This is a genomic window from Pararobbsia alpina (genome assembly GCF_902859895.1).
GTDB classification, from domain to species: domain Bacteria; phylum Pseudomonadota; class Gammaproteobacteria; order Burkholderiales; family Burkholderiaceae; genus Pararobbsia; species Pararobbsia alpina.
Window position 1 is genome coordinate 137,326 of record NZ_CADIKM010000006.1, and the last position, 22,676, is coordinate 160,001.

Sequence of the window (22,676 nt, forward strand, 5' to 3'; positions counted from 1 at the left end):
CTGTGGCAAGCAGCATAAGCGGCACCCAAGCGACACCCAAGCGGGTCGACACAATAAGACACAGACACTCGTCAAGGAGGACGGCATGGACACACGCGGCGCGCACGTCATGCGTATGGCACACCCAACCCGGCTGCTATGCATGGCCGCAGCGGTCTACTGTTTCATCTCACCCGCGCATGCGGACACATCGGGCGCATCCAGCTCTCAAGACGCCGTGGACACTGCGAACTCGCCGGTGGGCGTCTGGCAGACCATCGACGACCATACCGGCCAGCCGAAAGCGCTCATACGAATTTCTCAGGAAGCGGACGGCACGCTCTCGGGCAAGATCGTCAAGGGCTTCGGCGCCAACGACCAGCCGGACCGCAAATGCGATAAATGCACCGACTACCGCAAAGACCACCCGATGCTCGGCATGACGATCGTCGACGGGATGAAGCGCGACGGTGACAAATACGAAGGCGGCAAGATACTGGATCCGGAAAACGGCTCCGTCTACAAGTGCCAGATGCATACCGAAGACAACGGGCAGAAGCTCGTTGTGCGCGGCTATCTCGGCATCTCGCTGATCGGGCGATCACAGACGTGGAACCGGCAGAACTAGACTCGCGGCGAGCGGCACGGGCTGCCAGATTCGCAGGCGAACACGTGCTGCCGGCCGGCGCCCCCCTGCTGCCGGCACGCGAACGCCCATTGCTCGCCTGCTGACACCCGCTGCCGGCGCGCCCACACGCGCCAGCAGCAGGGTGCACCGGTCATTCGGCGCGCGTTTCGCTTTCAGCATCCCGATCCTGCTCGCTCGACCCGGTTTCGACCGGCAGGGAAAGCGCGGGCTGCGGCACCTGCGGGGCGAACGCACTGTGCAGCGGCGCGGGATCCCAGTGCTGGCCGACAAAGGGCGCGGGCAACGCGGCGTGCGCCTCGTCCTCACGCGCCTGCAGGCGCGGCGAGCTACCCTCGGCCGGCGCGTTACGCATGCGCGCCACGATCGCCGTATGGAACTCATCGCCCGCGACCCCGAACAGCTGATTCAGCACGCGCTTGAGCACGCCCGTGCGCTGCCAGACCTTGAAGCGCCGATGGCACGTCTGGTACGACGGAAACCGCCGCGGCAGCATCGACCACGACGAACCGCTGTGCATCACCCACAACACACCATTGAGCACTTCGCGCGTATTCGTCAGCGGACGTCCGCGCGTCTCCGTGCGCGGTTGCAATTCAGGCAGCAGTGGCGCTACGGCAAGCCACTCCTCATCGTTCAGAACGCGATAAGGTTTCATACACTCTCCTTGTTTTAACGGCTACGCCAACCGCAACCGTGCTGCTGGGCAGCTCCCCGAAATGAGTTCAAAACGGGGACAAGGAGAACGTTATCGAGATGCTTGAGGCTGGCAAATCAGATAAATCTGAAATGAAGGTCAGGTTATGTCAACGAGGTGTTTACGACGCGTCTAGGAGCTTCAAGGTACTCCTTGGACTGCATCTCGACGATGCGCGATACGGTCCGCGCGAACTCATTGGCCATCTTCCCCTCGGGATAGAGATCCACGGCGGGCACTTCGGCCGACATCAGCAGCTTGACCTTGTGGTCATAGAGCACGTCGATGAGCCAGGTAAAACGGCGAGCCTCGGATGCCATGCGCGGCGACATCTGCGGCACATCTGAAACGATCACCGCATGAAAGCGTGAGGCGAGTTCAAGATAGTCATTCTGCGAACGCGGGCCGCCGCACAGTGTCGCGAAGTCGAACCAGACCACGCCGTCGGCCTTGCGCAGTGCGCGCAGCTCCCGCTGCTCGATGTGCAGCAAGGGGCTTTCATCGGGTACCGCGGCGAGCGAGGCGAAGGCTTTGCGCAATGCCTTGTCGGCATTCGCCCCAAGCGGTGTCAGATATGCCTGAACCTGGGCCAGGGTCTGCTGGCGATAGTCGATGCCCGCGTCGACGTTCAGCACGTCGAGCCGGCCGTTCAGGAGCTCGATGGCGGGCAGGATCCGATCGCGGTGCAAGCCATCCGGATAGAGGTCGTCGGGCGCGTAGTTGGACGTCATCACGAACTGCACGCCGTTCTCAAAGAGTCCCTGCAGCAGCTTGTAGAGAATCATTGCGTCGGCCACATCGGATACATGAAACTCATCGAAGCAAATCAGCCTGTACCGCTTTGCGACCCGGCGTGCGAGTTCGTCGAGCGGATCGGCGCGGCCCTTGAGTTCCTGTAGTTGCCGATGCACTTCACGCATGAACTCATGGAAATGCAGGCGCGTCTTACGCTGAACGGGTACACAGGCGAAGAAGCTGTCCATCAGGAAACTCTTGCCCCGCCCCACCCCACCCCATAGATAAATGCCCTTTGGACGGTCCGGGTGGAGAATCAGCTTGCGCAGCGCCGACGAGCGCGTCGCCTTGTACTCGACCCATTCGTCATAGCAGCGTTGCAGCCGCGCCACCGCGGCCAGCTGAGCGGGGTCCGACTGGTAGCCGCGCGTCGCCAGTTCCTGTTCGTAGTATTCGGTGACATTCATTGGATAGGGCCCGCCAGAATAGACAAAGGCGAGTCGAAGCTCGCCTTTGTCCGAATGCCGCTTGCGCATTCAATCGCGTGGGTGAGGAGGCCACGTGCGACACCCTCACCCGCTTCATTCACTACATATTGATCGCACGCTTGTCGGCCGCGAGCGCCGCTTCGCGCACGACTTCCGACAACGATGGATGCGGATGGCAGATGCGGGCGATGTCTTCCGACGCGGCCTTGAACTCCATCGCCACGACCGCTTCGGCGATCAGGTCCGATGCGTTCGCACCGATGATATGTACGCCGAGCACCTCGTCCGTCTTCGCATCGGCGATGACCTTGACGAAGCCTTCAGGTGCATTGATCCCGAGCGCACGGCCGTTGACCGAGAACGGGAACTGGCCTGCCTTGATCTCGCGGCCGTCCGCCTTCAACTGCTGCTCGGTCTTGCCGACCCAGGCGATTTCCGGCGAGGTGTAAATCACCCACGGAATGCAGTTGTAGTCGATATGCGGCTTCTGACCGTCGATCTGCTCGGCGACCATCATCCCTTCGTCTTCAGCCTTGTGCGCGAGCATCGGACCGCGCACCACGTCGCCGATCGCATAGAGATTCGGCAGCTTCGTGCGGCAGTGGTCGTCGACTTCGACAAAACCGCGTCCGTCGGCTGCCAGACCGATGTTCTCGAGACCGAGATTGTCAGTGTTCGGCACGCGGCCGACCGAGACGATCAGGCGGTCCGCGTCCAGCTTCTGCTCGTTGCCATCCTTGTCCGCATAGCTGATCGACACGCCCTTGTCCGTGGTCTTCACATCGCTGATCTTCACACCCAGATGGATGTCGAGACCCTGCTTCTTGAAGAGCTTCGCAGCTTCCTTCGCGACGCCCACATCGGTCGTCCCGAGGAACTCGGGCAAGGCCTCGAGCACCGTCACTTCCGCACCGAGACGCCGCCAGACCGAGCCGAGTTCGAGGCCGATCACGCCGGCGCCGATCACGGCAAGCTTCGCCGGCACGGCGTCGAACGACAGCGCGCCTTCGTTGTCGGCGATCAGCTTGCCGTCGACCTTCGCAAACGGCAGATGACGCGCCTTCGAACCCGTCGCGATGATCACGTTGCGCGCGCTCACCGTCTCGGCCTCACCTTCGCCCGACACTTCGATCTGGTAGCCGGCATCGCTCTTCGAAACGAACTTGCCGTGCCCCTTGAGCCAGGTGACCTTGTTCTTGCGGAACAGGAACTCGATCCCCTTGGTCATCTTCGTGACGATGCCTTCCTTGCGCGTCAGCATCTTCGCGAGGTCGATCTTCGCGCCTTCCACGACGATGCCGTGGTCAGCGAGATGATGATTGACCTTCTCGAACTCTTCCGACGAAGCCAGCAGCGCCTTCGAGGGAATGCAGCCGACGTTCAGGCAGGTGCCGCCGAGGGCGAGCTCGCCCTTCGGATTCTTCCAGTTCTCGATACACGCAACCGACTTGCCCAGCTGGGCGGCGCGCACCGCGGCGACATATCCGCCGGGGCCCGCACCGATGACAACAACATCAAATTCCTTAGCCATGTTCTTTTCCGTCGCGAGTGATTACAGGTCGAGCAGCAGGCGCGCCGGATCTTCGAGCGCTTCCTTCATGGCGACGAGTGCGAGCACGGCTTCGCGGCCATCGATGATCCGGTGGTCGTACGACATCGCGAGGTAGTTCATCGGACGGATCACGATCTGGCCGTTTTCGACCACGGCGCGGTCCTTCGTCGCATGCACGCCGAGAATCGCGGACTGCGGCGGGTTGATGATCGGCGTCGACAGCATCGAGCCGAACGTACCGCCGTTCGAGATCGAGAATGTGCCGCCGGTCAGGTCGTCGAGCGAAATCTTGCCGTCCTTCGCCTTCTGGCCGAATTCGGCAATCTTCTTTTCGATGTCGGCGAGGCTCAGCTGGTCGGCATTACGCACGATCGGCACCACGAGGCCGCGCGGCGAACCGACTGCGATACCGATGTCGAAGTAGCCGTGATAGACGATGTCCGTGCCGTCGACCGATGCGTTCACGACCGGGTATTTCTTGAGCGCGTGGACCGCGGCCTTCACGAAGAAGGACATGAAGCCGAGCTTCACGCCATGTTCCTTCTCGAACTTGTCCTTGTACTTCGCGCGCAGGTCCATGACCGGCGCCATGTTCACTTCATTGAAGGTCGTCAGGATCGCGTTGGTCGCCTGCGACTCGAGCAGGCGTTCAGCGACGCGCGCACGCAGGCGCGACATCGGCACGCGTTGTTCCGGACGATCCTGGAGCCAGTCGGCACCCTTGGTCGGCGCAGCCACGGCCTGCAGTGCCGGTCGCGCGGCCTTCGGAGCCGCTGCGGGCGCGGCGGCCGGCTTCGCACCGGCGCTCAGCACATCGCCCTTCGTGATACGGCCGTCGCGGCCCGTGCCGGCGACATCGCCCGCGCCGAGGCCCTTCTCGTTCATCAGCTTCGCAGCCGACGGTGCAGCCACCGCGCTCGACGAACCCGTTGCCGCAGCAGCAGGCTGGGCCGGGGCAGCGGCCGGCGCGCTCTTCTCGGCGACGGGCGCCGCCTTGACTTCGCTCGGCGCGGCGCCAGCCTTGCCTTCCGTGTCGATCGTCGCGATCACCTGTTCGGCGGCGACCGTCGCGCCGTCTTCCTGTTCGAACTTGACGAGCACGCCCGCTGCGGGCGCCGGCACTTCGAGCACGACTTTGTCGGTTTCGACTTCAATCAGAATCTCGTCGATCTCAACCTTGTCGCCGGGCCGTTTCTTCCAGGTGAGCAGCGTCGCTTCCGAAACCGATTCGGACAGTTGTGGGACCTTGACTTCAACAATAGACATTTCTTTAATCCTGACTTTGCTAAATGTGGAGGCAGGCGTGTGCGTGTGCGCACACCGCCGGGCGGGGAGCCTTGCTCCCCGCACCGCGTTTAGCCTGTTTATTTCGTGGTGATGGCGCCCTTCAGACGGCCGAACGCACCTTCGATCAGCGCCTTGAGCTGCTCGTAGTGCTTTGCGTAGTAGCCGACGGCCGGCGATGCCGATGCCGGGCGGCCGCTGTACGCGAGCTTCTGGCCTTCCTTGAGACCCTCGAGCAGATGATGCTCGATGTAGAACCACGGGCCCTGATTCTGCGGCTCGTCCTGCACCCACACGACTTCAGTGAGGTTTTCGTACTTCTTCAACTCGCCTTCGAACGCCTTGTGGGCGAACGGATAGAGCTGCTCGATACGGATGATCGCGATGTCCTTGACCTTCGTTTCGCGGCGATGCGCGATCAGGTCGTAGTACACGCGCCCCGAGCACACGATCGCGCGCTTGACCTTCTTCGCTTCGATGCTCTCGTCGACTTCGCCGAGCACCGGATGGAAGCTGCCCTTCGCCAGTTCCGACAGGTCGCTGACCGCTTCCTTGTGGCGCAGCAACGACTTCGGCGTCGCGACGATGAGCGGCTTGCGGAACAAGCGGATCATCTGGCGGCGCAGCAGGTGGAACATCTGCGCAGGCGTGGTCGGCTGGACCACTTGCATGTTGTTGTCGGCACACAGCTGAAGGAAGCGTTCGATACGCGCCGACGAGTGTTCCGGACCCTGCCCTTCATAACCGTGCGGCAGCAGCATCGTGAGACCCGAGGCGCGGCCCCACTTCACTTCGCCCGACGAAATGAACTGGTCGATCACGACCTGCGCACCGTTCACGAAATCGCCGAACTGCGCTTCCCACGCGACGAAGGTGTTCGGTTCAGCGCTCGAGTAGCCGTATTCGAAGCCGAGCACGGCTTCTTCGGACAGCACCGAGTCGATCACAGTGAACTTGGCCTGGTTCTCGGCCACGTTCTGCAGCGGGATATACGTGCCGTCGTTCCAGCGTTCGCGGTTCTGGTCGTGCAGCACCGCATGGCGATGGGTGAACGTCCCGCGGCCGCTGTCCTGGCCGGTCAGGCGCACAGCGTAGCCCGAGGCGACGAGCGATGCATAGGCGAGTGTTTCACCCATGCCCCAGTCGAGCGACGACTCGCCACGCCCCATCGCGCGGCGATCGTTGACCACGCGCTCGACGAGCGGGTGCAGCTTGAAGTTCTGCGGAACCGTCGTCACGCGTTCGGCGAGGCGCTTGAGTTCCGCGAGCGGCACGGCCGTGTCGGCGGCGTCGGTCCACTTGCGGTTCAGGAACGGCACCCAGTCGACTGCGTACTTGCTCTTGTAGTTCGAGAGCACGGGGTCGATCGTGTGATGACCTTCGTCCATCGCCTTGCGGTATTGCTTCGCGTACCCGTCGGCTTCTTCGGCGGTCAGCACGCCCTGCGCGACGAGCTTCTCGGCATACAGCGCACGCGTGCCGGGATGCTTCGCGATGGTCTTGTACATCAGCGGCTGGGTGACAGCCGGCGTGTCCTGCTCGTTGTGACCGAGCTTGCGGAAGCAGACGATGTCGACAACGACGTCCTTGTGGAATTCCTGGCGGAAATCGAGCGCGAGCTGCGTAGCGAGCACGACCGCTTCGGGATCGTCACCGTTCACGTGGAGCACCGGCGCCTCGATCATCTTGACGACGTCCGAGCAATACAGCGTCGAGCGCGAGTCGCGCGGGTCGGAGGTCGTGAAACCGATCTGGTTGTTGATCACGATGTGGACCGTGCCGTGCGTGCCGTAGCCGCGCGTCTGGGCAAGGTTCAGCGTCTCCATTACGACACCCTGACCCGCGAAGGCCGCATCGCCATGCACCTGGACCGGCAGCACCTGCAGGCCGTTCTCGTCGCCGCGGCGCTCCATGCGCGCCTTCGCCGAGCCTTCGACGACCGGGTTGACGATTTCGAGGTGCGAGGGATTGAATGCGAGCGACAGGTGGACCGGGCCGCCCGCAGTCGAGATGTCCGAGGAGAAACCCTTGTGATACTTGACGTCGCCGGCCGGCAGGTCGTCGACGTGCTTGCCTTCGAACTCGGCGAACAGGTCCGCCGGCATCTTGCCGAGCGTATTGACCAGCACGTTCAGGCGGCCGCGGTGGGCCATGCCGATCACGATTTCCTGGACACCGCGCTCACCCGAGTGATGGACCAGTTCGTCCATCGACGCGATAAAGCTTTCACCGCCTTCGAGCGAGAAACGCTTCTGGCCGACATAGCGGGTATGGAGATAGCGTTCGAGACCTTCGGATGCGGTCAGGCGCTCGAGGATGTGCTTCTTCTTCTCGACAGAGAAATTCGGCGTGGCGCGCGTCGATTCGAGGCGCTCCTTCCACCAGCGCTTTTGCTCGGGATCGCTGATATACATGTACTCGGCGCCGATCGTGCCGCAGTAGGTATCGCGCAGGGCCTTGATGATCTCGCGCAGCGTCGCCTGGCCAAAACCAAAGTACAGATTGCTTGCGTCGAACACCTGGTCCATGTCGGCTTCGGTGAAGTCGTAGAACGCGGGTTCGAGCTCGGGGATATGGGGACGTTCCTGGCGCTTGAGCGGATCGAGATTCGCCCAGCGTGCACCGAGGAAACGGTAGGCACCGATCAGCGACTGCACGAAGACCTGCTTGCGCGCGGTCGACATGTCTTTCGCGCCGGCCCGGGGCAGGAAGCTGTTGGAGCGGGCACGCTGTGCAAACGATTCGACGATCGGAGCGTGCGCGACGTCGTTGGCGGCGGAGCCGTCGACCGCGGGCACGTTCTGAAGCGCGTCGAAATACTCGCGCCAGTTATCGGGCACGGAGCCCGGGTTGTCCAGATAGGCTTCGTAAAGCTCTTCGACGTACGGAGCATTGCCGCCGAACAAATAGGAGTTCGACTGAGATTCTTTCATCATTTTGACGCTCACCTTTCTTCGAGTTTCTCGAGAAACGCGGGTTACTCAACCTTCCGCGACACGGCCTGACCGTTTAGCGGATGCGCAGACATCAAGTTGTGCAGGAAGGACCAAAAAAAACAAACTCACAACGCTACGAGAATATCACGTAAGCACACCTCACGCAGGGCAAAGCACCGTCGTCGCACAGGCCAAGCCTTATGGGACAAGGCTCGACGGCCTCCTGCACAAAGACCGTGCAACTCGACTGGCTTGCGCACGGCGCACTGGATCGCCACGCAGCAATTGTTTCGTTCACTACTTTACGGCGCGGCGCGACGGTTCTTGAATGGCGCCGGTGAAACAGGAACAAAAACCACTCCCGGATCCAACGCCGTCGCCGAACGCGACCCAGGCCGATGCAAAAAAAAAGGCCGTGCGATCAATCTCGCACGGCCTCTTCTGATACTTACTCCGTCACGGCCTCACGGCCCGCACGACGGCGTTCATGCTCTTTCAGGTAACGCTTGCGCAGACGAATCGACTGCGGCGTCACTTCGACGAGTTCGTCGTCGTCGATGAATTCCACCGCATATTCGAGCGACATCTGGATCGACGGCACGAGGCGCACGGCTTCGTCGGTGCCCGAAGCGCGCACGTTGGTCAGCTGCTTGCCCTTGATCGGGTTCACGACGAGGTCGTTGTCACGACTGTGAATGCCGATGATCATGCCTTCATAGAGCGCATCACCCGGCACCACGAACATGCGGCCCCGATCCTGAAGTTTCCAGAGCGCGTAGGCAACGGCCTGGCCGTCTTCCTGCGAGATCAGCACGCCGTTGCGCCGTTCACCGATGCTGCCGTCCTTGACCGGTGCGAACGAGTCGAAAATATGGCTCGCGAGGCCGGTGCCGCGCGTCAGCGTCAGGAACTCGCCCTGGAAGCCGATCAGCCCACGCGCCGGAATCCGGTACTCGAGGCGCGTACGGCCGCGGCCGTCGGACGCCATATCGAGCAGTTCACCCTTGCGGCGGCCCAGTTCTTCCATCACGGCGCCCTGGTTTCCGTCTTCGAGGTCGACCGTCAACAATTCATAGGGCTCGCAGCGCACGCCATCGATTTCACGCGTGACTACACGCGGACGCGATACGGCGAGTTCATACCCTTCGCGGCGCATGTTCTCGACCAGAATCGTCAAGTGCAGTTCGCCCCGGCCCGATACTTCGAACACCGTCTCGTCGCCGGTATCGCGCACGCGCAGCGCGACGTTGTGGTTCAGTTCGCGGTTCAGGCGGTCGCGGATCTGGCGGCTCGTCACGAACTTGCCTTCGCGGCCGGCGAGCGGCGACGAATTGACGAGGAAGTTCATCGTCAGCGTCGGTTCGTCGACGGTAATGAGCGGCAGTGCTTCCGGATTTTCGGGCGAGCAGATCGTCACGCCGATGCCGATGTCTTCGATACCGTTGATCAGCACGATGTCGCCGGCTTCAGCGTACTCGACCTGCTGGCGCTCGAGGCCGTGGAAGGTCAGCACCTGGTTGATCTTGCGGTTCAGGATCTCGCCTTCCGGACCGGCACGCATGACCACCGGCATGCCGACCTTGACGCGGCCGCGCGCGATGCGGCCCACGCCGATACGGCCGACGTAGCTCGAATAGTCGAGCGAGGTGATCTGGAGCTGGAGGGGACCGTCCGGGTCAGCCGGACGAACCGGCACGTGCTCGAGGATCGCCTCGAACAGCGGACGCATCGTGCCTTCGCGGTTTTCCGGATCGAGGCTCGCATAGCCGTTGAGCGCCGAAGCGTAGACCACGGGGAAATCGAGCTGCTCGTCCGACGCACCCAGCTTGTCGAACAGGTCGAACGTCTGGTTGACGGCCCATTCGGCGCGTGCGCCCGGACGGTCGACCTTGTTGACGACGACGATCGGCTTGAGGCCGAGCGCGAGCGCCTTGCGCGTCACGAAACGGGTCTGCGGCATCGGGCCGTCGACCGCGTCGATGAGCAGCAGCACGGAGTCGACCATCGACAGCACCCGTTCGACCTCGCCGCCGAAGTCGGCGTGGCCCGGTGTGTCGACGATGTTGATATGGGTACCCTCATATTCGACCGCGCAGTTCTTCGCAAGGATCGTGATGCCACGTTCCTTTTCGATGTCGTTCGAGTCCATCACGCGTTCGACGACTGCCTGGTTCTCTCGAAAGGTGCCCGACTGGCGGAGCAATTGGTCGACGAGTGTAGTCTTGCCGTGGTCGACGTGGGCAATAATGGCGATGTTGCGGAGAGCGCGGGTCATATAGGGGGAAATTGGCAGCGACGAGTGCGGAATGCCGCGCCTTTGCCTTTTTCGATTATCGAAAACCCGTAAGTGTAGCACGGCAAAGAGTCAGGAGTTCGACTCTCCCGAGGGTAGTCGAACGCTGACAACGCGGCCCGAATCGTCTGACATATGCTTGCCGTGTCAATTAAACTTCCGTATACTGCTGCCTAGACAAATATTGCAGTCGCATGTATCCGCCCAATGGATCCGTTGACGCACGCCTCGTCGGTAGACTTTGCCGCCCGCATGGAAGACAGCATCGGCTATCTATTGGCACGCGTGCGTTCGGCGCTGTGGAATGCCGTCACGCAGATGACCATGCAGGAACTCGGCGTCACCGCGACTCAGGCCTCGATGCTGTCGATGCTGGCGAGTGGGCAATGTCTGGCGGCGGCCGAACTGGCCAAGCAGTACGGCATCGATGCGAGCGCGGTGACGCGACTCATCGATCGCCTCGAAAAGCGCGGTTTACTGGTGCGCGTGCGCAGCGAGGACGACCGGCGAGTCGTCAAGCTGCGGCTCACCGGGCAAGGCAGGATGTATGCCGAACGCATGCCCGCGTTGTACGACGAAGTGTTGGACAAGCTGTTGCGGGGCTTCAGCCCCGAAGAGGTCGGTCTCCTAAAAGGCATGCTCAGGCGCATGCTGGCAAATAACAACGAATATCCGCGAGCCGGCCTGGAGCAATGAAATGCTATCGATTATTTCGCCGGAAGCGGCGGCCGTGCACGGGTTCGTTCGCCCACCGTCGCATTGCTCCCGCGACACGGTTCTCTTCGAGATAAATTTGAGTCGAGCAATGAACGCTTCCCTTCCCGCTTCTCCTTCTACGTCGGTCAAAGGGTCGATCGCGGGGTCGATCGCCGTGTCGCTGCGATCGCGCAAGCTGCGTACCCTCGCGGCCGCGGCCGCCACGACCATGCTGGCTGCGTCCTTGGGCGGCTGCCTTGGCTACGGCGACATCGGCAGCAACAAGACGACCGTCGACACTCAGCAACTCGACGCCCATCTGACCATTCCCGCCGAGGGCGGCAAGTGGCCTGATTCGAGCTGGGCCGACCGGTTTGGCGATCCGCAGCTTTCGCAACTGATCGCCGAAGGCCTCGAGAACAGCCCGAGCATTGCGCAGGCCAAGGCCCGCATCGAGCAGGCCGTGTCCTACGTCCAGTTGCAGCACGCGGCCCAATTGCCGTCGTCGAGCATCACCTATTCCTGGAGCCGCGAACTCTATTCGGCCAACGGGCTCTACCCGCCGCCGTACGGTGGTTCGTGGTACAGCGAGAACAAGGTGCTGCTGAACGCTTCGTGGAATCTCGACCTCTGGGGCAAGTATCGTGAAGCGACGCGCTCCGCGATTTCGCAGCAAAAACTGGCCGAAGCCGATGAGCAGGAGGTCCGCCTGATTCTCGCGACTTCGATCGCTCAGGCCTACAACGAGCTCGCGCGCGAATATGCGCTGCGCGACGTCGCCGAGCGCGAAATCCAGGCCCGCCGCGAAGTCGGCCGCATCACCGTGGGCCGCGTCGCGGCCGGTCTCGACACGCAGGTCGAACGGCGCACCTCGGACGGCAATATCGCCTCGAGCCAGGCCTCGCTCACGCAACTGGACGGCCAGATCACGCGTACCCGCTACCAGCTCGGCGCCTTGCTCGGCAAAGGTCCGGACCGTGGCCTGTCGATCGCGAAGCCGACCATGACCCCGGCCGCCGATGTGCCGATGCCCGACAACGTGCCGGCCAACCTGCTCTCGCGCCGGCCCGATCTGGTCGCCGCGCGCTGGAAGATCGACAGTACGCAGCACGACATCACGTCGGCCAAGGCGGAGTTCTTTCCCGACGTCAACCTTGCGGCCCTTGCGGGCTTCGATTCATTCGGCTGGTCGAACTTCCTCCAGTTCGGTAGCCGCCAGTTCGCGGCCGGCCCAGCGGTCAACCTGCCGTTCTTCGGCGGCGGCGAGCGTCGCTCGCAGTTGAAGGGCCGGTATGCGGACTTCGACCTCGCGGTCGCGGACTACAACTCGACCCTCGTCGATGCACTCAACGACGTCGCGACGCAGATCGCCTCGATCCGTTCGACCAACAAGCAGCTCATCGACGCCCAGGCCGCCTACGATGCGACCAGCCATGCCTACGATCTCGCCGTGATTCGCTACAGGGCGGGACTGTCGCCGCAGTTGCAAGTGCTCAGCGCCGACGAGAACCTGCTCGCGCAGGAGCAGTCTGTCGTCGCGCTGAAGATGGACCGCCGTTCGCAGCAGATCGCCTTGATCAAGTCGCTCGGCGGCGGTTTCGATTCGGATGCCGCGGAGCTCACACCGCCGCTCGCCGGCGCGGTGCCGTCGTCGAACAGCCCGGTATTCCTGCCCGCGCTGCGCGAACATGAGGCGTCCCCGCCCGGCCCGGCGACCCCGGCCCCCGCGGACGTCACGCCCCCGCAAGCACAGAACAAATAAGAACAACTAAAGCCAACGACCATCGGGCCCCACCGCGGAGCCCGGGCACGAGATCAGAGAGAGTACGGAGCAGACCATGAGCACACCCCAGAGCCCAGCGCCGGTTGAACAACCGAAGAACAATAAGCGCGCGCGGATGATGTTGCTGCTGACGCTTGTCATCATCATCGCCGCAGTCGCCTACGCGTTCTACTACTTCACTTACGCGCGCTATCACGAAGACACCGACGACGCTTACGTCAACGGCAATGTCGTGCAAATCACGCCGCAGGTCGTCGGCACGGTCATCGCGGTCAACGCCGACGACACGCAAACCATCCAGGTCGGCCAGCCGCTCGTCGTGCTCGACCCGGCCGATTCGAAAATCGCCCTCCAGCAGGCCGAGGCCAATCTCGCCCAGACGGTTCGTCAGGTGCGTACGCTGTATGTGAACAACAACGCCTACCAGGCCGACGTGACGCAGCGCGAAGCCGACCTTGCGCGCGCGCAGGACGACTACAAGCGCCGCATGAGCGTCGCGCAGACCGGCGCCGTCTCGCTCGAGGAAATCTCGCACGCACAGGATGCCGTGAAGGTCGCGAAGGCCGCGCTGGTCGCAGCGGAGCAGAATCTCGCATCGAACCGCGCCCTGACGGAACGTACGTCGATTGCCGAGCACCCGAACGTGCTCGCCGCCGCCGCGAAGGTCCGCGACGCCTACCTCAACTTCGCGCGCAATACGCTGCCCGCGCCGGTCACCGGCTATGTCGCGAAGCGCTCGGTGCAGGTCGGCCAGCGCGTCTCGCCCGGTAATCCGCTGATGGCGATCGTGCCGCTCAACAGTGTGTGGGTCGATGCGAACTTCAAGGAAGTCCAGCTCAAGGGCATGCGCATCGGACAGCCTGTCGAACTGACCGCCGACGTCTACGGGTCATCCGTCGTCTTCCACGGCAAGGTCCAGGGCTTCTCGGCGGGCACAGGCAGCGCGTTCTCGCTGCTGCCCGCGCAAAACGCGACCGGCAACTGGATCAAGGTGGTCCAGCGCCTGCCGGTGCGCATCGCGCTCGATCCGAAGGAACTCGAAGCCCATCCGCTGCGCATCGGCCTGTCGATGCAGGTCGACGTGACAGTCAAGGCGGACAACGGCGCGCAACTCGGCGCGGCGCCGAACACGACCTACGAAACCAACGTGTTCGACAAGTACGGCGAACAAGCGGACGCCGAAATCGCCCGTATCATCGCGGCAAACACCGGCTCAACGTCACTCGCGACGCAGTAAGCGACGAAGTCAGCAACCGGGGCAAAAAAATAATATGGCGGACAGCAAGCCAGTTGAACACGGCCCACTGAGCGGCAGCGCATTGGTGATCGGCACCATCGCGGTGTCGCTCGCGGTGTTCATGAACGTGCTCGACACATCGATCGCCAATGTGTCGATTCCCTCGATCTCGGGCGACCTCGGCGTCTCGTCGGACCAGGGCACCTGGGTCATCACTTCGTTCGCCGCGGCCAATGCGATCTCGGTACCGCTCACGGGCTGGCTCACCAACCGGATCGGGCAGGTGCGCCTGTTCATGTGGTCGATCGTGCTGTTCGTGATCTCCTCGTGGATGTGCGGACTATCGCCGACGCTCGGCTTCCTGCTCGCCGCGCGGGTGCTCCAGGGCGCCGTCGCGGGCCCGATGATCCCGCTCTCGCAGACGCTGCTGCTCGCGAGCTATCCACGTGCGAAGGCACCGATGGCGCTCTCGCTCTGGGCGATGACGACGCTCGTCGCGCCGGTCTGCGGACCGATTCTCGGCGGCTGGATCTCCGACAATATCTCCTGGCCCTGGATCTTCTACGTCAATATTCCCGTCGGCGTTCTCGCGGCGGGTGCGACCTGGTTCATCTTCCGCCATCGCGAATCGACGCTCCACATCGCACCGATCGACCGTGTCGGGCTCGGCCTGCTGATCGTCTGGGTCGGCTCGCTGCAGGTGATGCTCGACAAGGGCAAGGACCTCGACTGGTTCAACTCGCCGACGATCGTAATTCTCGCGCTCGTCGCGCTCATCGCGTTCGCGTTCTTCGTGATCTGGGAACTGACGGCCGAGCATCCGGTGGTCGATCTCTCCCTGTTCAAGCGCCGCAACTTCACGGGCGGTACGATCGCCCTGTCGATCGGCTATGGCCTTTACTTCGGCAACCTCGTGTTGCTACCCCTGTGGCTGCAGACGACCATCGGCTATACCGCGACCCAAGCAGGACTCGTGATGGCACCTGTCGGGCTGTTCGCGATCCTGCTTTCACCACTGACCGGCAAATTCCTGCCGAAGACCGATCCACGCTATATCGCAACGGCTTCGTTCCTCGTCTTCGCGTTCGTGTTCTGGCTGCGTTCGCTTTACACGACCGATGTCGATACCTACTGGCTCGTGATGCCAACGCTGATCCAGGGTGTCGGCATGGCCGGCTTCTTCATTCCGCTCGTCTCGCTCACGCTCAACGGACTGCCGGGCAACAAGATTCCGGCCGCCTCAGGCCTTTCGAATTTCGTGCGGATCATGTGCGGCGGGATCGGCTCGTCGATCTTCACGACAGTATGGGACAGGCGTTCGACGCTGCATCACGCGCAGTTGATGGAGCACGCGAATGCCTACAATCCGGTCTTCGACCAGCAGATCCAGCAGTTTCATTCGAACGGCAGCGATACGCTCGGCTACGCGTGGTTTAACAACACGGTCTCGCAGCAGGCGGCGATGCTCGGCGTGGACGACTGCTTCTGGATTTCGTCGGCGATCTTTGTCGCGCTGATCGCGCTGATCTGGATTACCAAGCCTGAGAAGACCACGCCGGCGGCGGCGGCGGCGGCGTCAGCGGCTCACTGAGCGGCACAGTGTGCCGCTCGGTGGCGGGTTCACCGCGTGGCCCTGCACGCGGTCTACGCTGAAGCGATCAACCGTTCAGGCGCGAGTACGCCATCATGAAGTTGTGCCGTTCCGAGCAGACGCGCATCGGGCGAATAGATCCGTACGCGCGCAGGCTCGCCTGCCGCGCGGTCCGAGATGCGCAGGCGCTGTCCATGCAGGAAGCGGCGCGTCTGATCCTCGTCGAGCGTGATTGCCTCGAAGCTGCCGAGCAGCGCGTCGACCGGCGCAAGCAAGGCATCGCGCCCTTCAGGCGCGAGAGCATCGAGTTGTTCGAGCGTGACGGCATGATCGAGCGTCAGCGCGCCGACACCCGTGCGGCGCAGCATCGTCAGATGCGCCCCGCAACCCAGTGCCTCCCCGATATCCTCGCCAAGCGTACGAACATAGGTGCCCTTGCTGCACGTCACGCGGATCGTGACATAGGGCAGCGCACAGCCGATCAACTCGAGCGAGTGGATCGTGACGGCCCGTGCCTCGCGTTCGAGCGTCTCCCCTGCCCGCGCGTACTCGTAAAGCGGCTTGCCGTCGCGCTTGAGCGCGGAATACATCGGCGGCACCTGGCGGATCTCGCCCCGAAACTGCGCGAGCACCTCGGCCACCGCGCGCTCGTCGCATTCGACCGGGCGGCTCGCGACGACCTCGCCTTCCGCATCGCCGCTCGCCGTGCGTTCACCCAGTTTCAAGGTCGACTCATAAGTCTTGTCGGCTTCGAGCAGGTCCTGCGAAAACTTGGTCGCTTCGCCGAAGCACAGGGGTAGCAGGCCGGTCGCAAGCGGATCCAGCGTGCCCGTATGGCCCGCCTTCCTTGCATTGAACAGGCGCTTCGCACGCACGAGCGCATCGTTGCTCGACAGGCCGAGCGGCTTGTCCAATAGCAAAACGCCGTCAATCTGACGGCGTTGGATTTTCTTTTGAGGATTCATTCAGGCAGTGCGCGTGGCATGGGCGAATTGGACAGAGATCGGCCGGGACAAGGCACAAAAGCCGCGAGGGTCGGGATACAGCGATCGCGACGCCGCGGCCGCTTCACTCCGGAGTCGCAGGGGTATCGTCGTCCTTCGCACGCGTGGAATTGGCGTGGTCGATCAGACGCGACATCTCGACCGCGCGTTCGACAGTCTCGTCGAACACGAAATGCAGTGCCGGCACCGTGTGAATGTGCAGGCGCTTGAACAGCAGATTGTGCAGATGGCCCGCCGCATGATTGAGGGCGGCCTGAGTCTCGACAGCATCGCCGGTCAGGGTCGTGAAGAAGATCTTCGCGTGCGCATAGTCCGGCGTGAGCTCGACGCTCTGGAGCGTGACGAGTCCGATCCGCGGATCCTTGACCTCACGCGCGATCAGTTCCGACAGATCACGCTGGATCTGATCGGCAATCCGCACATTGCGGTTGGGGGCAGCTTTCTTTCTGGGCATACATGACTCCGGTCAATCGCAGCCGTCGCTGACATTGTCGCAAACGACATTCGCAAATGAATTCGGCGGCCGGGGCCGCCGAACTCTCCACGAAGCCGCGCACTTGCCAGCGGCTGCTCCGGTCCTACTCCACAAGACTTACAGCGTCCGCGCGACTTCCGTGACTTCGAAGACCTCGAACTGGTCGCCTTCGACGATATCGTTGAAGTTCTTCACCGACATCCCGCACTCGAAGCCCTGCTTGACTTCCTTCACGTCGTCCTTGAAGCGCTTGAGCGAATCGAGCTCGCCGGTATGGATCACCACGTTGTTGCGCAGCACCCGAACCGACGACGAGCGCTTGACGGTACCGTCGAGCACCATACAACCCGCAACCGCGCCGATCTTCGGTACCTTGAAGACCTGACGGACTTCGACGAGGCCCGTGATGATTTCCTTCTTCTCCGGCGCCAGCATCCCCGACATCGCCGCCTTCACCTCATCCACAGCGTCATAGATGATGTTGTAGTAGCGAATGTCGATACCGTTCGACTCGGCCAGCTTGCGGGCCAGTGCATCGGCACGCGTATTGAAGCCGATGATCACGGCCTTCGAAGCGGTCGCGAGATTCACATCCGATTCGCTGATGCCGCCGACCGCGCCATGCACGATCTGCACGCGCACTTCGTTGGTCGACAGCTTGGTCAACGCATGCACGAGCGCTTCCTGCGAACCCTGTACATCGGCCTTGACGATCAAGGGCAGGTACTGGACCTCGCCTTCGGTCATCGAGTCCATGAAGTTCTCGAGCTTCGCGGCCTGCTGCTTGGCCAGCTTCACGTCGCGGAACTTGCCCTGGCGGAACAGCGCGATTTCACGCGCCTTGCGCTCGTCCGGCAGCACGATGACTTCTTCGCCCGCGTTCGGCACTTCCGACAGACCCTGGATTTCGACCGGGATCGACGGGCCGGCTTCCTTCGTCGGCTTGCCGTTCTCGTCGAGCATCGCCCGCACGCGGCCGTAGGCGCTACCGGCGAGCACCATGTCGCCACGCTTGAGCGTACCCGACTGGATCAGCACCGTCGCGACCGGGCCCTTGCCCTTGTCGAGCTTCGCCTCGATCACGAGACCCTTGGCCGGTGCGTCGACCGGCGCGGTCAGCTCGAGGACTTCAGCCTGCAGCAACACGTTTTCGAGCAGGTCGTCGATCCCCATGCCGGTCTTCGCCGACACCGGCACGAACGGGGCTTCGCCGCCGTACTCTTCCGGCACGACGCCTTCGGCGACGAGCTCCTGCTTGACGCGCTCGATGTTCGCATCGGGCTTGTCCATCTTGTTGATCGCGACGACGATCGGCACATTGCCGGCCTTCGCGTGGGCGATCGCTTCCTTCGTCTGCGGCATCACGCCGTCATCGGCGGCCACCACGAGAATGACCACGTCGGTCGCCTGCGCACCGCGCGCCCGCATCGCCGTGAAAGCCTCGTGGCCCGGCGTGTCGAGGAAGGTCACGACACCGCGCGGCGTCTCGACGTGATACGCGCCGATATGCTGCGTGATCCCGCCCGCTTCGCCCGCGGCGACCTTGGCACGACGGATGTAGTCGAGCAGCGAGGTCTTGCCGTGGTCGACGTGACCCATGACCGTGACAACCGGCGGACGCGGCAACGCTTCCGCATCGTGCGCTTCGCCTTCGATCCCTTCGACGAGCATCGCTTCCGGATCGTCGAGCTTGGCCGCAACCGCGCGGTGGCCGAGTTCTTCGACGACGATCATCGCCGTTTCCTGGTCGAGCACCTGGTTGATCGTGACCATCTGGCCGAGCTTCATCATCACCTTGATGACTTCCGAAGCCTTCACGGCCATCTTGTGCGAGAGATCGGCAACCGAGACTGTTTCCGGCACGTGCACTTCGCGCACGATCGGTTCCGGCGCGGTGAAAGCCGTGCCGCTGTCCTGATGCTTGCCCCCGCGACCGCGCGGACCGCCGCGCCAGTTGCGATCGACACCGCCGCTCGAATCGCCGCGCGTCTTGATACCACGACGCTTCGATGCGTCGTCCTGCCAGCCGCCCGGCTTCGCGCCCGGCGCACCGCGCTTCTTGTCGCCCGCGGGCGCGCTCGGCGACGTGGTCGACCCCGGTGCGGCCTTCTTGACAGCCGGGCGCGCCGGCGCGCCTTCCGGACGTGCGGGCTTGTGCAGCGTACCCTTCGCTTCGGCAGGCTTGGCCGTTGCCGCGGTGGCGGCAGCCGCAGCCGCTACCACCGGCGCTTCGACCGGCTTCGGCGCTTCGACGACCTTCGCCTTGCGCGGCGTGTTCATCATTTCGCGGATCGCCCGTGCCTCGGCCTCGGCAGCGGCACGGCGCTTGCCAATCTCGGCTTGCTCGACACGTGCGCGGTCCGCCGCGACCTTCGCCTCGGCGACAGCCTTCTCGGCTTCGACACGCTTCGCCTCGCGCAGGGCATTCGCACGCGTTTCGGCTTCCTTGTCGGCGGCGTCCTTGCGGGCTTGCGCCGCCTGCTCGTCGGCCGACTCGGCGCGTACCGGTTCACCGTGAGCGACCGCGGTCTTTTCCGCAGCGGCGCGCGCCTGGCGTTCAGCCGCCTCGGCCGCACGCTTCGCGGCTTCTTCCTCGGCGCGGCGACGTTCGGCCTCGGCTGCTTCTTCGCGCAACCGGCGTTCTTCCGCTTCGCGCGCCAATTGTTCCTGACGAGCCTGGAGAGCCTGCGCCTCGAGTTCGAGCTGTTCGGCGCGTTGCGCCTCTTCAGCCAGCCGCGCGTTTTCGGCGTCGTCGTTCTCGACCGTCACCGGCACTTCCACGCCGTCTTCGCGCTTCACGAACGTACGCTTCTTGCGCACCTCGACTTGAATCGTGCGAGCTTTACCCGTCGCGTCGGATTGCTTGATTTCCGACGTTTGCCGTCGCGTCAGCGTGATCTTGCGCTTGTCCGCATCGCCACCGCCGTGGGCACGGCGCAGGTGGTCGAGCAGACGCGCCTTGTCCGCCTCGGACAAGACATCCGCTTCACTCGCTTTCTGCACGCCAGCCGCCTGCAGTTGTTCCAGCAGCACGCCGGCCGGCATTTTAAGTTCCGCGGCAAATTGGGCTACATTGTTGCTCGCCATTCAAACCTCATCGAGCAGGGCCATCATTGTCCCTGCGGTTAAACAATCTCGACCCGCAATCTCTAAGCTCGCATACTGATCTCACTGAAACCAGTGCTCGCGCGCCTTCATGATCAGCGCCTTTGCGGATTCCTCGTCCATCGCGGTCATTTCGACCAGCTCATCCACCGCCAGCTCGGCCAGATCGTCACGCGTCTGAACCTTGTGTTCGGCGAGTTGCGTGAGCAGCTCGGGAGTCATGCCGTCCAGGCTCTTCAAGTCGAGGGCAACATTCTCCACCTTTTCCTCGTTGGCGATGGCCTGCGTGAGCAGTGCGTCGCGTGCGCGATTGCGCAGCTCGTGCACGGTATCGTCGTCGAATGCCTCGATTTCCAGCATTTCGTTCAACGGCACGTAGGCAATCTCTTCGAGACTGGTAAAGCCTTCGTCAATCAGGATGTCGGCGACTTCCTCGTCGACATCGAGACGCGAAATAAACAAATCGCGGTAGACCGTGCGTTCCTCGGTCTGCTTCGCGACCGACTCGTCCGGCGTCATGATGTTGATCTGCCAGCCGGTCAACTCGCTCGCGAGGCGCACGTTCTGACCGCTGCGGCCGATCGCGACCGCCAGCTCGTTCTCGTCGACGACCACATCCATCGCATGCTTTTCTTCATCGACCACGAGCGACTGCACCGCGGCCGGCGCGAGTGCGCCGATCACGAACTGCGCGGGGTCTTCCGACCACAGCACGATATCGACGTTCTCGCCGCCGAGTTCGTTGCGAACCGCCTGCACCCGTGAACCGCGGATGCCCACGCAGGTGCCGATCGGATCGATCCGCTTGTCGTAGGCCACCACGGCGATCTTCGCGCGCACACCCGGATCGCGGGCGGCGGACTTGATCTCGAGCAGACCCTGTTCGATTTCAGGGACTTCGAACTCGAACAGCTTCATCAGAAACTCGGGCGCCGTGCGCGACAGTTCGATCTGCGGGCCGCGCGCGGTCCGGTCGACCTTCGTAATGTACGCCCGCGCGCGGTCGCCGACCCGCAGGTTTTCCTTCGGAATCAGCTGGTCGCGGCGCAGCAGCGCTTCGACACGGCCCGATTCGACGACCAGATTGCCCTTGTCGAGCCGCTTGACCGTACCGGTCATGATCTTTTCGCCGCGATCGAGGAAATCATTGAGGATCTGTTCGCGTTCCGCGTCGCGCACCTTCTGCAGGATCACCTGCTTGGCGGCCTGCGCGCCGATACGGCCGAACTCGATCGACGCGATCGGTTCCTCGATGAACTCGCCGACATTGATGTCCGGATTCTGCTCGCGCGCCTCGAACAGCAGAATCTGCTGATCGGGCTCCTGCAGGCCTGCCTCGTCGGGCACCACGAGCCAACGGCGAAACGTCTCATGCTCGCCTGATTCGCGGTCGATCTGAACACGGATATCGGCATCGTCGTAAAGCTTCTTGGTGGCCGAAGCCAGCGCGGCTTCGAGCGCGGCGTAGACGACGTCCTTATTGACGTTTTTCTCGCGCGCCAGCGCGTCGACCAGCATCAGTACTTCGCGACTCATTGTTTGCGGCTCCTAAAATCTACTTGAGGAACAAGACGTGCCTTATCGATATCGGCCAGCGTGAAATCCAGCATGGCCGGGCCATCCTTTCCTTCGAACTCCAATCCTATCGTCTCGCCGGCCGGTGCATGCAGCACACCGCGGTACTGCTTGCGGCCATCGAGCGGCTTTTTCAACGTAATCGTCACTTCGCTGCCGGCGAAGCGCGTGAAATCCGCGAGCTTCCTGAGAGGACGGTCGAGACCGGGCGATGAAACTTCAAGCCTTTCATAGTCGAAGTCTTCAACGGTCAACACGTGTTGCAACTGGCGAGTGACCTTTTCGCAATCCTCGATCGCGATACCGGCCGGCTGGTCAATAAATATGCGCAGAAAACCGCGCCCCGATCGTTCAAACTCGACCAGCTCGTAACCCAGCCCGCTCACCGTGGTTTCTATCAGTTCCGTCAGTTGCACCTTAACCCCAGGAGTTGTTGCGTAAGCCCGGAAGTGGTGAACCCGTCCGGCTGCCGTCGTCGTTATTGGTCGCTTGGCCGCCCGAAAAATCGACCTTGAACCAGGCGAAAACATGTCGGGCGAAACCGTTTCGGCAAAAAAAAATGGGCGAAACGCCCATCTTCCATTACCGCTGGTCGCTCGT

General features: G+C 62.9%; 16 protein-coding genes. 5 read left to right on the forward strand and 11 right to left on the reverse strand.

What is annotated here, in order from left to right; all coding sequences use genetic code 11:
- Nucleotides 1-85 precede the first annotated feature (85 nt).
- Complete coding sequence (locus HV670_RS09325) at nt 86-607, forward strand: DUF2147 domain-containing protein (RefSeq protein WP_425511404.1); 522 nt, start codon at nt 86-88, stop codon at nt 605-607.
- A 151-nt stretch (nt 608-758) separates the two neighbouring features.
- Here the strand turns inward: HV670_RS09325 and HV670_RS09330 are convergent, their stop codons facing one another.
- The 6 genes from HV670_RS09330 to typA form a co-directional block, all read right to left on the reverse strand.
- A complete protein-coding gene (locus tag HV670_RS09330) occupies nt 759-1,283 on the reverse strand; it encodes a transposase (RefSeq protein ID WP_175104484.1) in 525 nt (174 codons plus the stop codon).
- A gap of 143 nt (nt 1,284-1,426) precedes the next feature.
- A complete protein-coding gene (gene zapE, locus HV670_RS09335; protein WP_175104485.1) occupies nt 1,427-2,524 on the reverse strand; it encodes a cell division protein ZapE in 1,098 nt (365 codons plus the stop codon).
- A 121-nt stretch (nt 2,525-2,645) separates the two neighbouring features.
- Nucleotides 2,646-4,076, reverse strand: coding sequence for a dihydrolipoyl dehydrogenase (gene lpdA / locus HV670_RS09340; protein WP_175104486.1), 1,431 nt, complete (start codon nt 4,074-4,076; stop codon nt 2,646-2,648).
- A 21-nt stretch (nt 4,077-4,097) separates the two neighbouring features.
- Nucleotides 4,098-5,363, reverse strand: a complete 1,266-nt coding sequence (gene odhB, locus HV670_RS09345) for a 2-oxoglutarate dehydrogenase complex dihydrolipoyllysine-residue succinyltransferase (RefSeq protein WP_175104487.1) — start codon at nt 5,361-5,363, stop codon at nt 4,098-4,100.
- Between the two features lie 98 nt (nt 5,364-5,461).
- The gene (locus tag HV670_RS09350; RefSeq protein ID WP_175104488.1) at nt 5,462-8,317 is read right to left on the reverse strand and encodes a 2-oxoglutarate dehydrogenase E1 component; all 2,856 of its coding nucleotides are present in this window, start codon (nt 8,315-8,317) and stop codon (nt 5,462-5,464) included.
- A 448-nt stretch (nt 8,318-8,765) separates the two neighbouring features.
- Nucleotides 8,766-10,592 carry a translational GTPase TypA gene (gene typA, locus HV670_RS09355; protein WP_175104489.1) on the reverse strand — a complete coding sequence of 609 codons (1,827 nt, stop codon included), beginning with the start codon at nt 10,590-10,592 and terminating at the stop codon, nt 8,766-8,768.
- A 225-nt stretch (nt 10,593-10,817) separates the two neighbouring features.
- On the opposite strand from typA, the gene HV670_RS09360 reads away from it, so the two are divergent.
- The 4 genes from HV670_RS09360 (at nt 10,818) to HV670_RS09375 (ending at nt 15,917) form a co-directional block, all read left to right on the forward strand.
- On the forward strand, nt 10,818-11,306 hold the full coding sequence (locus HV670_RS09360) for a MarR family winged helix-turn-helix transcriptional regulator (RefSeq protein WP_175104490.1): 489 nt from the start codon (nt 10,818-10,820) through the stop codon (nt 11,304-11,306).
- A 181-nt stretch (nt 11,307-11,487) separates the two neighbouring features.
- Nucleotides 11,488-13,068 carry an efflux transporter outer membrane subunit gene (locus HV670_RS09365; RefSeq protein WP_425511406.1) on the forward strand — a complete coding sequence of 527 codons (1,581 nt, stop codon included), beginning with the start codon at nt 11,488-11,490 and terminating at the stop codon, nt 13,066-13,068.
- Nucleotides 13,069-13,144: 76 nt separating this feature from the next.
- A complete protein-coding gene (locus HV670_RS09370) occupies nt 13,145-14,326 on the forward strand; it encodes an HlyD/EmrA/EmrK family protein (protein WP_175104492.1) in 1,182 nt (393 codons plus the stop codon).
- 34 nt (nt 14,327-14,360) lie between these two features.
- The gene (locus HV670_RS09375) at nt 14,361-15,917 is read left to right on the forward strand and encodes a DHA2 family efflux MFS transporter permease subunit (protein WP_175104493.1); all 1,557 of its coding nucleotides are present in this window, start codon (nt 14,361-14,363) and stop codon (nt 15,915-15,917) included.
- Between the two features lie 53 nt (nt 15,918-15,970).
- Here HV670_RS09375 and truB read toward each other — a convergent pair whose 3' ends face one another.
- The 5 genes from truB to rimP all read right to left on the reverse strand — a co-directional run bounded on the left by truB (nt 15,971) and on the right by rimP (nt 22,492).
- Complete coding sequence (truB, locus tag HV670_RS09380; RefSeq protein ID WP_175104494.1) at nt 15,971-16,882, reverse strand: tRNA pseudouridine(55) synthase TruB; 912 nt, start codon at nt 16,880-16,882, stop codon at nt 15,971-15,973.
- Between the two features lie 103 nt (nt 16,883-16,985).
- Complete coding sequence (gene rbfA, locus HV670_RS09385) at nt 16,986-17,375, reverse strand: 30S ribosome-binding factor RbfA (RefSeq protein WP_175104495.1); 390 nt, start codon at nt 17,373-17,375, stop codon at nt 16,986-16,988.
- 138 nt (nt 17,376-17,513) lie between these two features.
- Entirely contained in the window at nt 17,514-20,483 is a 2,970-nt protein-coding gene (infB, locus tag HV670_RS09390) for a translation initiation factor IF-2 (RefSeq protein WP_175104496.1), read from the reverse strand.
- A gap of 81 nt (nt 20,484-20,564) precedes the next feature.
- Nucleotides 20,565-22,037, reverse strand: a complete 1,473-nt coding sequence (nusA, locus tag HV670_RS09395; protein WP_175104497.1) for a transcription termination factor NusA — start codon at nt 22,035-22,037, stop codon at nt 20,565-20,567.
- The gene (rimP, locus tag HV670_RS09400) at nt 22,034-22,492 is read right to left on the reverse strand and encodes a ribosome maturation factor RimP (protein WP_175104498.1); all 459 of its coding nucleotides are present in this window, start codon (nt 22,490-22,492) and stop codon (nt 22,034-22,036) included. The genes nusA and rimP overlap by 4 nt, the downstream gene beginning before the upstream one ends.
- Between the last annotated feature and the right edge of the window lie 184 nt (nt 22,493-22,676).

Coding starts and splice junctions, on each gene's coding strand:
- HV670_RS09325 (WP_425511404.1), top strand. CDS start 86: ATGGACACACGCGGCGCGCACGTCATGCGTATGGCACACCCAACCCGG.
- HV670_RS09330 (WP_175104484.1), bottom strand. CDS start 1,283: ATGAAACCTTATCGCGTTCTGAACGATGAGGAGTGGCTTGCCGTAGCG.
- zapE (WP_175104485.1), bottom strand. CDS start 2,524: ATGAATGTCACCGAATACTACGAACAGGAACTGGCGACGCGCGGCTAC.
- lpdA (WP_175104486.1), bottom strand. CDS start 4,076: ATGGCTAAGGAATTTGATGTTGTTGTCATCGGTGCGGGCCCCGGCGGA.
- odhB (WP_175104487.1), bottom strand. CDS start 5,363: ATGTCTATTGTTGAAGTCAAGGTCCCACAACTGTCCGAATCGGTTTCG.
- HV670_RS09350 (WP_175104488.1), bottom strand. CDS start 8,317: ATGATGAAAGAATCTCAGTCGAACTCCTATTTGTTCGGCGGCAATGCT.
- typA (WP_175104489.1), bottom strand. CDS start 10,592: ATGACCCGCGCTCTCCGCAACATCGCCATTATTGCCCACGTCGACCAC.
- HV670_RS09360 (WP_175104490.1), top strand. CDS start 10,818: ATGGATCCGTTGACGCACGCCTCGTCGGTAGACTTTGCCGCCCGCATG.
- HV670_RS09370 (WP_175104492.1), top strand. CDS start 13,145: ATGAGCACACCCCAGAGCCCAGCGCCGGTTGAACAACCGAAGAACAAT.
- HV670_RS09375 (WP_175104493.1), top strand. CDS start 14,361: ATGGCGGACAGCAAGCCAGTTGAACACGGCCCACTGAGCGGCAGCGCA.
- truB (WP_175104494.1), bottom strand. CDS start 16,882: ATGAATCCTCAAAAGAAAATCCAACGCCGTCAGATTGACGGCGTTTTG.
- rbfA (WP_175104495.1), bottom strand. CDS start 17,375: ATGCCCAGAAAGAAAGCTGCCCCCAACCGCAATGTGCGGATTGCCGAT.
- infB (WP_175104496.1), bottom strand. CDS start 20,483: ATGGCGAGCAACAATGTAGCCCAATTTGCCGCGGAACTTAAAATGCCG.
- nusA (WP_175104497.1), bottom strand. CDS start 22,037: ATGAGTCGCGAAGTACTGATGCTGGTCGACGCGCTGGCGCGCGAGAAA.